Below are 14,626 nucleotides of genomic sequence, written 5' to 3'. Positions count from 1 at the left end.
GGATTTCGCGCTCTTCCCTGGCCCATAACCGCAGGTAGCATTGTCCTGAAGGATGGCTTTTGAGTGTTAATGGCAAAAGAATAACTATGATGGGATGGGCATGGGCACCTTTCTGATTTTCTTCACGGCACTGCTGCTCTGCGCGCTGCTGATCGGGTGGTGGTATCGCGCACACGCCAGGCGTCGTCGCCTCCCGTTACTGAGCGCCTTTAGCGATGCGGCTACGCGCAAGCTTTCCGCCGAGGAGCGCCGGGAGGCCGAAAAGTACCTCGAAGGACTCAGCCAGGCGCAGAAGATACCGGCTACGGGCGCCAGCGTCGCGCCCGTCTCGCTGACGCTGAACGCGCAGAGCGATACCGTTATTACGGTTACCCGGGCCATCACCCGCTACGGCATCACCACCGACGATCCGAACAAATGGCGCTACTTCCTTGATTCGGTGGAGGTCCACCTGCCGCCGTTTTGGGAGCAGCACATCAACGACGAAAATAGCTTCGATCTGATCTCAACCGACAGCCTGCCGCTGGTTATTGCGCTCAACGGCCACGCGCTCAGCGACTATCCGCAGGAGGCCCGCGGCTACGCGCTTGAAAGAGCCTCGGCAACCCAGGCATCCATTCGCGGCGAAGAGAGCGAGCAGATCGAGCTGCTGAGTATTCGCCAGGAGAGCGCGGAAGAGCATGCGCTGAACCGCCCCGACGGTCTACGCGAAGCGGTGCTGATAGTTGCCGCGTTCCTGCTGTTTTACTTCAGCCTGATCGGCCCCTACGTTTTCACTCCCTGGCTGCTCGGTGGCGGGATCCTGCTGCTGCTCGCTGGCCTGTGGGGGATGTACGCTCCGCCGCGTAAAAACGCCCTGCGGGAGATCCACTGCCTGCGTGGAATGCCAAAACGCTGGGGCCTGTTTGGTGAAAACGATCAGGAGCACATCAATAATATCTCCCTGGGTATTATCGACCTGATCTATCCTCGCCACTGGCAGCTCTGGATTGCCCAGGATCTCGGTCAGCAAACGGATGTCGATATCTACCTCAATCGTCACGTCGCGCGTCAGGGACGCTTCCTGTCGCTGCACGATGAGGTCAGGAACTTCCCGCTCCAGTACTGGCTACGCAGCGCCATTATCGCCGCCGGCGCCCTGCTGGTGGTAGTGATGCTGTGGGCCAGCGTGCCGCTGAATATGCCGTTTAAATTTACGCTTTCGTGGCTCAAAGGCGCGCAGACGATTGAAGCGACGACCGTAGCGCAGTTAGAGAAGTCGCAGGTCCGCATCGGCGATACCCTGCGGCTTAAGGGCACCGGCATGTGCAATATCCACACGCCGGATACCTGGACGGCAAAAGAGAGCTCGCCGTTTATGCCGTTTGACTGCTCGCAAATCGTCTGGAACGATGCGCCTCCCCTGCCGCTGCCGGAGTCTGACGTCGTCGGCAAAGCCACCGCGCTGATGCAGTCCGTCCAGCGCCAGCTGCACCCGGACGCGGACGACGATTCGCGCGTCAGCCCGGCGCTGCGCTCGGCCATTCAGAAATCAGGCATGGTGCTGCTGGATGATTTTGGCGATATCGTGAGCAAAACGAACAGCCTGTGCTCGGCAAAAGATGACTGCACGCGCCTGAAGAATGCGCTGGTCAACCTTGGCAATACGCGCAGCTGGGATGCGCTGACCAAACGCGCCGGCTCGGGCAAGCTGGACGGCGTCAACGTGCTGTTACGCCCGGTCAGCGCCGAGTCGCTGGAAAACCTGGTGACCACCTCCACGGCGCCGTTCGTACTCCGCGAAACGTCGCGCGCGGCACAGGCGCTGAACAGCCCGGCTCCCGGCGGTTTTTTAATCGCCAGCGATGAGGGCAGCAATCTGGTCAATCAGCCGTGGCCCACCGTCAGCCTGTATGATTACCCTGCCCAGGACCAGTGGGGCGAGCTGCAGCGGCTGGCCGGAATGCTGATGCATACGCCTTTCCACGCCGAGGGTATCGTCACTAATCTCTATACCGATGCCAACGGCACGCAGCATATCAACCTACACCGCATTCCCGATCGCTCAGGGCTGTGGCGCTATCTCGGCACGACGCTGCTGCTGCTGCTGATGCTCGGCTGCGCGTTCTGGCACGGCGTGCTGGCGATCCGCCGCTACCAGCGCCATCGCCAGCGGATGGAAGAGATTCAGAAATATTATGAAAGCTGCCTGAACCCGGTGCTCATCCCCGCGCCGGAACATCACGAGTAACCCTTTGCGCGACGGGGTGTGTTAACCTGTCGCGCATTTCCCCTCGCTGGAGACTCACCATGCGCTTTGATATCGCCTGGCAGAAGGTTGATACCGTTCTGCTGGATATGGATGGCACCCTGCTCGACCTCGCCTTCGATAACTATTTCTGGCAAAAGCTGGTGCCGGAAACCTGGGGAGCCGCCCGCGGCCTTAGCCTGCAGGAGGCCAGAGAGGCGATGCGTCAGGAGTATCACGCGGTGCAGCATACGCTAAACTGGTACTGTCTGGACTACTGGAGCGAGCGCCTGAATTTGGATATTCGTGCGATGACCAGCGAGCAGGGACCGAAAGCCGCCCTGCGCGAAGATACCGTGCCGTTCCTTGATGCCCTCAAAGCCAGCGGCAAGCGGCGCATTCTGCTGACCAACGCCCATCCGCACAACCTGGCGGTCAAGCTCGAGCACACCGGTCTGGATGCACACCTTGATTTATTGCTTTCCACCCACACATTTGGTTATCCGAAAGAGGATCAGCGCCTGTGGCATGCGGTGGCTGAGGAAACCGGCTTCGATGCGCGCAAGACGCTGTTTGTGGATGACAACGAGGCGATCCTCGATGCGGCGGCGCAGTACGGTATCCGCTACTGCCTTGGGGTGACCAATCCGGATTCCGGGCTGGCGGAGAAGCGCTACGCCCGCCATCCAGGCATGAATGATTACCGGCGCCTGATCCCCTCGCTGATGCTAAAGGAGAGGCTATGAAAGAGAAGCCCGCCGTCGCCATCAGGCTGGACAAATGGCTTTGGGCAGCCCGCATCTATAAAACCCGCGCGCTGGCGCGCGAGATGATTGAAGGCGGCAAGGTGCACTATAACGGACAGCGCAGCAAGCCCGGGAAAATCGTTGAGCTGGACGCTACCCTGACGCTACGCCAGGGCAACGACGAACGCACCGTCATCGTAAAAGGCATAACTGAACAGCGCCGGCCCGCCAGCGAAGCCGTTGCGCTGTACGAAGAGACGGTAGAGAGCATCGAGAAACGCGAGAAAATGGCGCTGGCGCGCAAAATGAACGCGCTAACCATGCCGCATCCCGACAGACGTCCGGACAAGAAAGAGCGCCGCGACCTGATGAGATTTAAACACGGCGATAGTGAATAACGACCTGAACGCCAGGCGGCGCTGTTGCCAGCAAGAGAGACTATTATGACTCAACACGATCAATTACATCGTTACCTGTTTGAAAACTATGCCGTGCGCGGTGAGCTGGTTACCGTTTCAGACACTCTGGAGCAAATTCTGGCTAATCATAGCTATCCGCAGCCGGTGAAAACCGTGCTGGCGGAGCTGCTGGTGGCCACCAGCCTGCTGACCGCAACGCTGAAGTTTGCCGGTGATATTACCGTGCAGCTGCAGGGAGACGGTCCTCTCTCTCTGGCGGTGATTAACGGCACTAACCAGCAGCAGCTGCGCGGCGTCGCACGCATCCAGGGCGAGATCCCGGAAGATGCCGACCTGAAAACGCTGGTGGGTAACGGTTATCTGGTCATCACCATCTCTCCGAATGAGGGCGAGCGCTATCAGGGCGTTGTCGGTCTGGAAGGCGAAACCCTGGCCGCCTGCCTGGAAGATTACTTCCAGCGCTCGGAGCAGCTGCCGACCCGCCTGATCATTCGTACCGGCGAACATGACGGAAAACCGATGGCCGGCGGCATGCTGCTGCAGGTGATGCCGGCGCAGGACACCCAGGCCGCTGATTTCGAACACCTGGCTACCCTGACGGAGACCATTAAGGCCGAGGAGCTGTTGACCCTGCCGGCTAACGATGTCCTGTGGCGCCTGTACCATGAAGAAGAGGTCACGGTTTACGATCCGCAGAACGTGGAGTTCAAATGTACCTGCTCCCGCGAACGCTGTGCGGGCGCGCTGAAGACGCTGCCGGATGAAGAAATTGATAGCATCCTGGCCGACGAGGGCGAAATTGATATGCACTGCGATTACTGCGGCAATCACTATCTCTTCAACGCTATGGATATTGCTGAAATCCGCAATAACGCTTCTCCGGCCGATCCCCAGCTTCACTAACCATCCTGTCCGCCAGGCGCGTCGTCGGGGGGTTGCTCCCCCGCCGTTCCTGGCGTCAAGTTTTTTACGCGCGAGATGAATCGATTCCCACTGAAAGTGTTACGTAATTTTCTTTCAGGAAAGCGATTACATTCACAGTTCAGCAGTTTTTTTAATTACTTTTTAACCATTAATAAACATCTATCCCCACCAATCGCCAATTTCCTGAGATAATCCTCCCGTTTCGTGACAGGAGTCACCGTGTTTTCCGTCAGCAGGGCGTTTGTCGAGATACGTAAATCTATGAGCCTGGTCGCGGTCTATACCCCTCAATAACCCCTACAATTTAAAGCAGTATATATTGGCTAAGGAGCAGTGACATGCGCGTTAATAATGGTTTAACCCCGCAGGATCTCAAGGCTTATAGTATCAACGACGTCCAGGATATCGTCCACAATCCCGACTACGACACATTGTATCAGGAGGAGCTCGACCCCAATCTGGAAGGGTATGAGCGTGGCGTATTAACCAGTTCTGGTGCTATCGCCGTCGATACCGGTATTTTCACCGGCCGTTCGCCGAAAGATAAATATATCGTTCGCGACGATACGACCCGTGACACCGTCTGGTGGTCCGATAAGGGTAAGGGCAAGAACGACAACAAGCCGCTCTCACAGGAGACCTGGCAGCACCTGAAGGGGCTGGTTACCCATCAACTCTCCGGCAAGCGTCTGTTCATCGTTGACGCCTTCTGCGGCGCCAACGCCGACACCCGCCTGAGCGTACGCTTTATTACCGAGGTGGCCTGGCAGGCGCACTTCGTCAAAAACATGTTTATCCGCCCTACGGATGAAGAGCTGGCGGGATTTGAGCCGGATTTCATCGTCATGAACGGCGCGAAATGCACTAACCCGCAGTGGCAGGAGCAGGGGCTGAACTCAGAGAACTTCATCGCCTTCAACCTGACCGAGCGTATCCAGCTGATTGGCGGGACCTGGTACGGCGGCGAAATGAAAAAAGGGATGTTCTCGATCATGAACTACCTGCTGCCGCTGCAGGGCATCGCGTCAATGCACTGCTCGGCCAACGTCGGTGAAAAAGGCGATGTCGCCGTCTTCTTCGGCCTCTCCGGCACCGGTAAAACCACCCTTTCCACCGATCCGAAGCGCCGCCTGATCGGCGATGACGAACACGGCTGGGATGACGACGGGGTGTTTAACTTCGAAGGCGGCTGCTACGCGAAGACCATTAAGCTTTCCGAAGCCGCTGAGCCTGATATCTACCACGCCATTCGCCGCGACGCGCTGCTGGAAAACGTCGTCGTTCGCCCGGACGGCACCATTGATTTTGATGACGGCTCAAAGACCGAGAACACCCGCGTCTCCTACCCGATCTACCACATCGAGAATATTGTTAAGCCGGTATCGAAAGCGGGCCACGCGACCAAGGTTATCTTCCTGACCGCCGACGCCTTTGGCGTGCTGCCGCCGGTATCGCGCCTGACCGCCGATCAGACGCAGTACCACTTCCTCTCCGGCTTTACCGCCAAGCTGGCGGGAACCGAGCGCGGCGTGACGGAACCAACGCCGACCTTCTCCGCCTGCTTCGGCGCCGCCTTCCTGTCGCTGCACCCGACGCAGTACGCGGAGGTGCTGGTGAAACGCATGCAGGCATCCGGCGCGCAGGCCTACCTGGTGAACACCGGCTGGAACGGCACCGGCAAGCGCATCTCGATTAAAGACACTCGCGCGATCATCGACGCGATCCTCAACGGTTCACTGGATGACGCGGAAACCTTTACGCTGCCGATGTTCGACCTGCAGATCCCAATCGAGCTGCCGGGCGTGGATAGCCATATCCTCGATCCGCGCAACACCTACGGTTCGCCGGAGCAGTGGCAGGAAAAGGCCGAGCAGCTGGCGACGCTGTTTGTGGAAAACTTCGAGAAGTATACCGATACGCCGGCGGGCGCGGCGCTGGTTGCCGCAGGGCCGAAGCGCTAAGCGTGAACGAGCGTTAAGAAAAAGCCGGGCTTTGCCCGGCTTTTTTATGCCTAATCTTTATGCCTCGTTGCCCGGCTTCGCGGGCTGACAGCCTGGCGCAGCACGCTATCAGCTCTCTTTGTTCTGCCTCGCCGGCACGAGGGCGCGATGGACGGGGATCGGCAGCCATGCGCGGATCAACAGCCCGCCCCGCTCGCTGGAGCCTATCTCCAGCCGACCGTTATGGTTGTCGACAATACGCTGCACGATGGCCAGCCCCAGCCCGGTACCGCTGGTGCTGCGGGCGCTATCGCCGCGCACAAACGGCTGGAACAGGTGCTCGCGCTGCTCCGGCTTGATGCCCGGACCATCGTCCTCGACCTGGAACCACGCGCTGCTTGCTTCACTGCCGCTGCTGACCTTAATCCAGCCGTTGCCGTAGCGCGCGGCGTTCACCACCATATTGGCCAGCGCGCGCTTGATGGACAGAGGATGGATGCGCAGCGGGATCTCCCCCGCCTGCAGGTCGGTGGCAATTTCGCGCTCATAGCCGCTTTCCGCCGCGATAACCTCGCCCAGCACCGAGTTCAGGTCCGCCAGCTCCATCGGCATCTCCTGCCCGGTACGCAGATAGTCAATGAACTGCTCGATGATGGCGTTACACTCTTCGATGTCTTTATTAATCGACTCGGCAAGGTAACCGTCCTCCTCCGCCATCATCTCCGTCGCCAGGCGAATACGCGTCAGCGGCGTGCGCAGATCGTGGCTCACGCCGGCCATCAGCAGCGTGCGATCGTCAGCCAGCTGCTTAACGCCTGCGGCCATATGGTTGAAGGCGCGGGTCACCGAGCGGACCTCTGACGCCCCGTACTCGCGCAGCGGCGGCGGAATAATGCCCCGCCCAACCTGCAGCGCCGCGTGCTCAAGGTCAACCAGCGGTCGGTTCTGAATACGGATAAAGAGCCAGGCGCCGCCAATCGCCAACAGCATAATCGCCAGGGTATAGCGGAACAGCGGCGAGAAATCGCCCTGATGGATTTCCGTCAGCGGGACGCGCACCCAGATATTCGGGGAGAGCCAGGTTTTCAGCCACACCACCGGCGAGCTTTTGTTGACCTCGACCCGCACTTCGGTTGGCCCGCCGAGCTGGTGCGCCATCTGCTGACTTAAAAATTCGTAATGTTGCGCCCAGCGCAAACCCGCATCTTCCGCCGCTTCGTTGGAATAGAGCGAAATGCCCAGTTCCCGATAAATCTCGCGACGAAAGGCCGGAGGCACCACCAGCTGGGTGCCATCCTCGAGCTGCAGCTTATCGGTCATCAGCATACGGACTTCGTATGCCAGAACCTTATTAAACTGCTGCAAACTCGGCAGGATCGCGAAATTCAGCACCACCAGGTAGGTCGTCACCAGGCTGACGAACAGCAGGGTGACAATCAGCAGCAGGGTGCGAGCAAACGAACTTCGCGGCGAAAAGCGCACGCGTTTCATGCCTTAGAGCCGTCCGGTACGAAGACGTAGCCAAGGCCCCACACGGTCTGGATATAGCGCGGATGTGCCGGGTCCTCTTCCACCATGCGGCGCAGGCGGGAGATTTGCACATCGATGGAGCGCTCCATCGCCGAGTATTCGCGGCCGCGGGCAAGGTTCATCAGCTTATCGCGGGAGAGCGGCTCGCGCGGGTGGCTCACCAGCGCCTTCAGCACCGCAAACTCACCGCTGGTCAGCGGCATAGGCTCATCTTCACGGAACATCTCGCGGGTGCCGAGGTTAAGCTTGAATTTACCAAACGCGATAACCGCCTCTTCCTGCGAGGGCGCGCCCGGCAGCTCATTCGCCTGACGGCGCAGCACGGCGCGGATACGCGCCAGCAGCTCGCGCGGGTTGAAGGGTTTGGGAATGTAGTCGTCGGCGCCGATCTCAAGGCCCACGATACGGTCAACTTCTTCCCCCTTCGCCGTCACCATAATGATCGGCATCGGGTTGCTCTGGCTACGCAGGCGACGGCAAATGGACAGGCCGTCTTCGCCGGGCAGCATCAAATCCAGCACCATCAGGTGGAAGGACTCGCGGGTCAGCAGGCGATCCATCTGTTCGGCGTTGGCGACGCTTCGAACCTGGAAGCCTTGCTCGGTCAGATAACGCTCGAGCAGCGCGCGCAGGCGCATGTCGTCATCGACAACCAGAATCTTATAATTCTCTTGCATTGTTTATACTCCCAAAGGTTCACTGCAATGGTCAGTGCGTATTCTCAAAAAAGCCCGTGCCGCCCACCAGCTAAATCTGGTATATATTCCAGGCTAAATTGTTACAAAGCATATTTTACAGCAGCTTAAGTATACATTTAATCATAAGACACATTGTTTATTCTGTCGGTATTATCACGCATGACGTACCGCGCAATGCCCGACAATCAGAAGGTAGACCGATTAATGAAAACGCCGCTGATTACCCGTGAAGGGTATGAAAAACTTAAAAAAGAGATGGACTATCTATGGCGCGAAGAGCGCCCTGAAGTCACTAAAAAAGTTACCTGGGCGGCAAGTCTTGGCGACCGCAGTGAAAACGCCGACTATCAGTATAATAAAAAACGCCTGCGCGAAATTGACCGCCGGGTGCGTTATCTGAGCAAATGTCTTGAGCATCTGAAGATCGTTGATTACTCCCCGCAGCAGGAGGGTAAAGTGTTCTTCGGCGCGTGGGTCGAGATTGAAAACGATAACGGCGACAGCAAGCGCTTTCGCATCGTCGGCTACGATGAAATCTTCGGCCGCAAAGACTATATCTCGATCGACTCGCCCATGGCCCGCGCCCTGCTGAAGAAAGAGGTCGGTGACCTGGCTATCGTCCAGACGCCCGCCGGCGAAGCCAGCTGGTACGTTAACGAAATTGAATACGTCAAATAGATCCCTGGGCCATCAGGCTATTTTATCTGCCGCCTTGCGCCCGGATTTATGCCCGGAAGATTCCGAGAGACCTCCGCCGCGACTGGCATTTTGCGATGTCAGTCCGTATAACTATCCCCTGATTTTTTTGATCCAGTAGATGAAGCCAAGCCATGATGAATGATTCGCTCTGCCGCATTATTGCGGGTGAACTTCAGGCCAGGTCTGAACAGGTAGAAGCTGCCGTTCGCCTGCTTGATGAAGGGAACACCGTGCCGTTTATTGCACGTTATCGTAAGGAAGTCACCGGCGGTCTGGATGACACGCAGCTGCGTAATCTGGAAACCCGCCTCGGCTATCTCCGCGAGCTGGAAGAACGCCGTCAGTCGATCCTCAAATCGATCGGCGAGCAGGGCAAATTGACCGATGCGCTGGAAAAAGCCATCGCCACCACCCTGAGCAAAACCGAGCTCGAAGATCTTTACCTGCCGTATAAGCCCAAGCGCCGCACCCGCGGGCAGATCGCTATCGAAGCCGGGCTGGAGCCGCTGGCGGACCTGCTGTGGAACGACCCGTCCCACGACCCGGAGGCCGAAGCCGGCAAATTTATCAATGCCGACAACGGCGTGGCGGATACCAAGGCCGCCCTTGACGGCGCGCGCTATATCCTGATGGAGCGCTTCGCTGAAGATGCCGGGCTGCTGGCAAAAGTGCGCGACTATCTGTGGAAGAACGCCCATCTGGTCGCCACCGTGGTCAGCGGGAAAGAAGAGGAAGGCGCGAAGTTCCGCGACTACTTCGATCATCATGAGCCAATTTCAACCGTGCCTTCACACCGCGCGCTGGCGATGTTCCGCGGCCGCAACGAAGGCATCCTGCAGCTGGCCCTCAACGCCGACCCGCAGTTCGACGAGCCGCCGAAAGAGAGCCACTGCGAGCAGATCATTATCAGCCATCTCGGCCTGCGCCTGAATAACGCTCCGGCAGATAGCTGGCGTAAAGGGGTGGTGAGCTGGACCTGGCGCATCAAGGTCCTGATGCATCTCGAAACCGAGCTGATGGGCACCGTACGCGAACGCGCGGAAGATGAAGCCATCAACGTCTTTGCGCGTAACCTGCACGACCTGCTGATGGCGGCGCCTGCGGGGCTGCGCGCGACGATGGGCCTCGACCCGGGCCTGCGTACCGGCGTGAAGGTGGCGGTCGTTGACGGCACCGGCAAGCTGGTCGCCACCGACACCATCTATCCGCACACCGGCCAGGCGGCGAAAGCCGCGGTGGCGGTCGCCGGGCTGTGTCAAAAACACAACGTTGAGCTGGTCGCTATCGGTAACGGCACCGCCTCGCGCGAAACCGAACGCTTCTTCCTCGACGTGCAGCAGCAGTTCCCGAAGGTCACCGCGCAGAAGGTGATCGTCAGCGAAGCGGGGGCGTCGGTCTATTCGGCCTCCGAGCTGGCGGCGCTGGAGTTCCCGGACCTTGACGTTTCCCTGCGCGGCGCCGTATCTATCGCCCGCCGCCTGCAGGATCCGCTGGCCGAGCTGGTGAAGATCGATCCGAAGTCTATCGGCGTCGGCCAGTATCAGCACGATGTCAGCCAGACGCAGCTGGCGCGCAGGCTGGATGCGGTAGTTGAGGACTGTGTGAACGCCGTCGGCGTTGACCTCAATACCGCCTCCGTGCCGCTGCTCACCCGCGTCGCCGGGCTGACCCGCATGATGGCGCAGAATATCGTCGCCTGGCGCGATGAAAACGGCCAGTTCCAGAACCGCCAGCAGCTGCTGAAGGTGAGTCGCCTCGGTCCCAAAGCCTTTGAGCAGTGTGCGGGGTTCCTGCGCATCAACCACGGCGATAACCCGCTGGATGCCTCCACCGTGCACCCGGAAGCCTATCCGATCGTTGAGCGGATTCTGGCCGCTACGCAGCAGGCGCTTAAAGAGCTGATGGGTAACAGCAGCGAACTGCGCAACCTCAAGCCTGGCGAGTTCACCGATGAGAAATTCGGCGTCCCGACGGTGACCGACATCATCAAAGAGCTGGAAAAACCGGGCCGCGATCCGCGTCCGGAATTCAAAACCGCGAAGTTCGCTGACGGCGTAGAAACCATGAACGATCTGCTGCCGGGCATGGTGCTGGAAGGGGCGGTCACCAACGTCACCAACTTTGGCGCGTTTGTCGATATCGGCGTACACCAGGACGGCCTGGTGCATATATCATCGCTTTCGAATAAGTTCGTTGAAGACCCGCATACCGTGGTCAAAGCGGGCGATATCGTCCAGGTTAAGGTGATGGAAGTTGACCTGCAGCGTAAGCGTATTGCCCTGACGATGCGTCTGGATGAACAGCCCGGAGAAGGCAACGCGCGTCGCGGCGGCGGCGAGCGCCCGCAGGGCAATCGTCCGCCGGCAAAAGCGGCAAAACCGCGCGGCCGTGAAGCGCAGTCGAACGGCAATAGCGCCATGATGGACGCGCTGGCGGCGGCAATGGGTAAAAAACGCTAGCCCTCCTCTTTGCCCCCCGTTCCGGGGGGCTATCTCCTGCTAATCGCTCAGCAATATTGCGTAAACGCTTCGCGATAAATTCCAATAGTCTGTTAATAAACGCGAGCGCAAGTCTATTTATTAAATATTCATTTCATTAACCAATGAAACCTCAATTAAACAGTAATGTCAGAATGTAATATTTTATTTATTTAATCCTATCGCACAGACCTTGAGTCATATCAATAAAACAGCGAATTTCCGCACAAAGTCTATTATTACGCCAGTTATGTATTGATGATAAAAACTATTCTCATTATCATTATTTACAGTATCAATTCTTCTTCGTTGGCGATGTTCCCCGATGCCGCACAGTCGCTGCGCACGGTAAACTCTCGCTCAGTTAGCGATATATAAGTAGGCCCTATGCAATTCACTCCCGATAGCGCTTGGAAAATTACCGGTTTCTCTCGCGATATAAGCCCGGCTTACCGGCAGAAACTGTTATCCCTTGGCATGTTGCCTGGCTCCTCTTTTAACGTCGTACGCGTGGCGCCGCTTGGCGATCCTGTTCATATCGAAACCCGGCGCGTGAGCCTGGTATTACGTAAAAAGGATCTCGATTTAATAGAACTGGAAGCGGTTGCACAATAACTTCCGGCCCGGCAATAAGAGTCTGAAATATGAAAAAGTTAACCATTGGTTTAATTGGCAATCCTAACTCCGGCAAGACCACTTTATTTAATCAGCTCACCGGCGCGCGCCAGCGCGTGGGTAATTGGGCCGGCGTGACCGTTGAGCGTAAAGAGGGAGCCTTTACCACCACGGATAATCAGGTCACGCTGGTTGACCTGCCCGGCACCTATTCACTGACCACCATCTCCTCGCAAACCTCGCTGGATGAGCAGATTGCCTGTCACTATATTCTCAGCGGCGACGCCGACCTGCTGATTAACGTCGTCGATGCCTCAAACCTTGAGCGTAACCTCTACCTGACGCTCCAGCTACTGGAGCTGGGGATCCCCTGCGTTGTGGCGCTGAATATGCTGGATATCGCCGAGAAGCAGAAAATTCGCATCGACGTCGACGCTCTTTCAGCGCGGCTTGGCTGCCCGGTTATCCCGCTGGTGTCGACCCGCGGTCGCGGTATCGAAGCCCTGAAGATGGCTATCGATCGTCACCACAAAAATAAAGAGATTGAGCTGGTGCACTATCCGCAGCCGCTGCTGCGCGAGGCGGAAAAGCTGGCGCAGGCTATGTCCCGTGACATTTCATCGCGCCAGCGCTGCTGGCTCGGCCTGCAGATGCTGGAAGGCGATATTTATAGCCGCGCCTACGCCGGCGACGCCGCCGACAGGCTCGATGCCGTCCTTGCGAACCTGGGCAACGAGATTAACGATCCGGCGCTGCATATTGCCGATGCCCGCTACCAGAGCATTGCCGCCATCTGCGATGCCGTCAGCAACACCCTGACCGCCGAGCCGAGCCGCTTCACCGCCGCGATGGATAAAATCATCCTCAACCGGGTGCTTGGGCTGCCCATTTTTCTGTTCGTCATGTATCTGATGTTTTTACTGGCCATCAACATCGGCGGCGCCCTGCAGCCGATATTCGACGCCGGATCGGTAGCTATCTTTATCCACGGCATTCAGTGGCTGGGCTATACCCTGCATCTGCCGGAGTGGCTGACCGTATTCCTCGCCCAGGGGGTCGGCGGCGGCATCAACACCGTGCTGCCGCTGGTGCCGCAAATCGGCATGATGTACCTGTTCCTCTCCTTCCTCGAAGACTCCGGCTATATGGCGCGCGCGGCGTTCGTGATGGATCGACTGATGCAGGCGCTGGGCCTGCCGGGGAAATCCTTCGTGCCGCTGATTGTTGGCTTCGGCTGCAACGTGCCGTCGGTGATGGGCGCGCGTACGCTGGATGCGCCGCGCGAGCGCCTGATGACGATCATGATGGCGCCGTTTATGTCCTGCGGCGCGCGGCTGGCTATCTTTGCCGTCTTCGCCGCCGCCTTCTTCGGGCAAAACGGCGCGCTGGCGGTATTTTCGCTGTACCTGCTGGGCATCGTGATGGCGATCCTCACCGGCCTGATGCTCAAGCACACCATTATGCGCGGTGAAGCCTCGCCGTTCGTGATGGAGCTGCCGGTGTATCATGTACCGCATATCAAGAGTCTGGTCATCCAGACCTGGCAGCGCCTGAAAGGCTTCGTGCTGCGGGCGGGTAAAGTCATTGTGATCGTCAGCATCTTCCTCAGCGCGTTCAACAGCTTCTCGCTCAACGGCAGGCTGGTAGATAACATTAACGACTCGGCGCTGGCGTCGGTGAGCCGGATCATTACCCCGCTGTTTAAGCCGATTGGCGTTCATGAAGACAACTGGCAGGCGACGGTCGGGCTGTTTACCGGCGCAATGGCCAAAGAGGTGGTCGTCGGCACGTTAAACACGCTTTACACCGCCGAAAACATTCAGAATGAAGCCTTTAATCCTCAGGAATTCCACCTCGGCGACGAGCTGCTGGCGGCGGCGGATGAAACCTGGCAGAGCCTGAAAAGCACCTTCAGCCTGAGCGTGCTGGCGAACCCCATTGAAGCCAGCAAAGGTGATGGCGAAATGGAAACCGGCGCCATGGGCGTGATGAGCAGCAAATTCGGCAGCGCCGCCGCGGCGTATAGCTACCTGATTTTCGTCCTGCTCTATATCCCGTGTATCTCGGTGATGGGCGCCGTCGCCCGCGAATCAAGCCGCGGCTGGATGTCGTTCTCCATTCTCTGGGGGCTGAACATCGCTTACTCGCTCTCCACGCTCTACTATCAGACCGTGAGCTTTAGCCAGCACCCACGCTACAGCCTGGCATGCATCCTCGCCGTCGTGCTGTTCAACATCGTGCTCTTTGGCCTGCTGCGCCGCGCGCGCAGTCGGGTCGACGTCTCGCTGCTGGCGACGCGCAAAACGCCGTCGTCGTGCTGCCAGAGCCCGGCCGGCGATTGCCACTAAGGA

11 protein-coding genes are annotated in these 14,626 nt (G+C 58.4%); 9 read left to right on the top strand and 2 right to left on the bottom strand.

All coding sequences use genetic code 11. The annotated features are described in order from the left end of the window. Positions 1–100 precede the first annotated feature (100 nt). The 5 genes from AC1M2H_RS01905 (at position 101) to pckA (ending at position 6,277) form a co-directional block, all read left to right on the top strand. A complete protein-coding gene (locus AC1M2H_RS01905) occupies positions 101–2,230 on the top strand; it encodes an intracellular growth attenuator family protein (RefSeq protein WP_480150099.1) in 2,130 nt (709 codons plus the stop codon). Positions 2,231–2,289: 59 nt separating this feature from the next. Next, a complete protein-coding gene (gene yrfG / locus AC1M2H_RS01900) occupies positions 2,290–2,973 on the top strand; it encodes a GMP/IMP nucleotidase (protein ID WP_480150098.1) in 684 nt (227 codons plus the stop codon). Further along, on the top strand, positions 2,970–3,371 hold the full coding sequence (hslR, locus tag AC1M2H_RS01895) for a ribosome-associated heat shock protein Hsp15 (protein WP_480150097.1): 402 nt from the start codon (positions 2,970–2,972) through the stop codon (positions 3,369–3,371). The genes yrfG and hslR overlap by 4 nt, the downstream gene beginning before the upstream one ends. Before the next feature lie 45 nt (positions 3,372–3,416). After that, positions 3,417–4,295 (top strand): Hsp33 family molecular chaperone HslO, encoded by an 879-nt coding sequence (hslO, locus tag AC1M2H_RS01890; RefSeq protein ID WP_480150096.1) that lies wholly within the window; start codon positions 3,417–3,419, stop codon positions 4,293–4,295. Positions 4,296–4,654: 359 nt separating this feature from the next. Next, positions 4,655–6,277: a phosphoenolpyruvate carboxykinase (ATP) gene (gene pckA, locus AC1M2H_RS01885; protein WP_480150095.1), complete on the top strand. Its 1,623-nt coding sequence runs from the start codon at positions 4,655–4,657 to the stop codon at positions 6,275–6,277. Between the two features lie 108 nt (positions 6,278–6,385). On the opposite strand, the gene envZ is transcribed toward pckA, so the two are convergent. Both envZ and ompR read right to left on the bottom strand, forming a co-directional pair. Then, positions 6,386–7,747, bottom strand: a complete 1,362-nt coding sequence (envZ, locus tag AC1M2H_RS01880; RefSeq protein ID WP_480150094.1) for a two-component system sensor histidine kinase EnvZ — start codon at positions 7,745–7,747, stop codon at positions 6,386–6,388. Then, positions 7,744–8,463, bottom strand: a complete 720-nt coding sequence (gene ompR / locus AC1M2H_RS01875; RefSeq protein WP_001157751.1) for an osmolarity response regulator transcription factor OmpR — start codon at positions 8,461–8,463, stop codon at positions 7,744–7,746. Before ompR ends, envZ begins: the two co-directional genes overlap by 4 nt. Positions 8,464–8,688: 225 nt before the next feature. On the opposite strand from ompR, the gene greB reads away from it, so the two are divergent. From greB to feoB, 4 genes are all read left to right on the top strand, one after another. Beyond that, positions 8,689–9,162, top strand: coding sequence for a transcription elongation factor GreB (gene greB, locus AC1M2H_RS01870; protein ID WP_480150093.1), 474 nt, complete (start codon positions 8,689–8,691; stop codon positions 9,160–9,162). 152 nt (positions 9,163–9,314) lie between these two features. Beyond that, positions 9,315–11,642 (top strand): Tex family protein, encoded by a 2,328-nt coding sequence (locus AC1M2H_RS01865; RefSeq protein WP_480150092.1) that lies wholly within the window; start codon positions 9,315–9,317, stop codon positions 11,640–11,642. 405 nt (positions 11,643–12,047) lie between these two features. After that, on the top strand, positions 12,048–12,275 hold the full coding sequence (feoA, locus tag AC1M2H_RS01860) for a ferrous iron transporter A (RefSeq protein ID WP_004868486.1): 228 nt from the start codon (positions 12,048–12,050) through the stop codon (positions 12,273–12,275). Positions 12,276–12,304: 29 nt separating this feature from the next. After that, positions 12,305–14,623 (top strand): Fe(2+) transporter permease subunit FeoB, encoded by a 2,319-nt coding sequence (gene feoB, locus AC1M2H_RS01855; RefSeq protein ID WP_480150091.1) that lies wholly within the window; start codon positions 12,305–12,307, stop codon positions 14,621–14,623. The last annotated feature ends 3 nt before the right edge of the window (positions 14,624–14,626 follow it).

The sequence above is a fragment of the Klebsiella sp. F11 genome (genome assembly GCF_056712265.1).
Note: the sequence above shows the minus strand (reverse complement) of the source record. Positions and strands in the feature narration are given on the sequence as shown.

Coding starts and splice junctions, on each gene's coding strand:
- AC1M2H_RS01905 (WP_480150099.1), top strand. CDS start 101: ATGGGCACCTTTCTGATTTTCTTCACGGCACTGCTGCTCTGCGCGCTG.
- yrfG (WP_480150098.1), top strand. CDS start 2,290: ATGCGCTTTGATATCGCCTGGCAGAAGGTTGATACCGTTCTGCTGGAT.
- hslR (WP_480150097.1), top strand. CDS start 2,970: ATGAAAGAGAAGCCCGCCGTCGCCATCAGGCTGGACAAATGGCTTTGG.
- hslO (WP_480150096.1), top strand. CDS start 3,417: ATGACTCAACACGATCAATTACATCGTTACCTGTTTGAAAACTATGCC.
- pckA (WP_480150095.1), top strand. CDS start 4,655: ATGCGCGTTAATAATGGTTTAACCCCGCAGGATCTCAAGGCTTATAGT.
- envZ (WP_480150094.1), bottom strand. CDS start 7,747: ATGAAACGCGTGCGCTTTTCGCCGCGAAGTTCGTTTGCTCGCACCCTG.
- ompR (WP_001157751.1), bottom strand. CDS start 8,463: ATGCAAGAGAATTATAAGATTCTGGTTGTCGATGACGACATGCGCCTG.
- greB (WP_480150093.1), top strand. CDS start 8,689: ATGAAAACGCCGCTGATTACCCGTGAAGGGTATGAAAAACTTAAAAAA.
- AC1M2H_RS01865 (WP_480150092.1), top strand. CDS start 9,315: ATGATGAATGATTCGCTCTGCCGCATTATTGCGGGTGAACTTCAGGCC.
- feoA (WP_004868486.1), top strand. CDS start 12,048: ATGCAATTCACTCCCGATAGCGCTTGGAAAATTACCGGTTTCTCTCGC.
- feoB (WP_480150091.1), top strand. CDS start 12,305: ATGAAAAAGTTAACCATTGGTTTAATTGGCAATCCTAACTCCGGCAAG.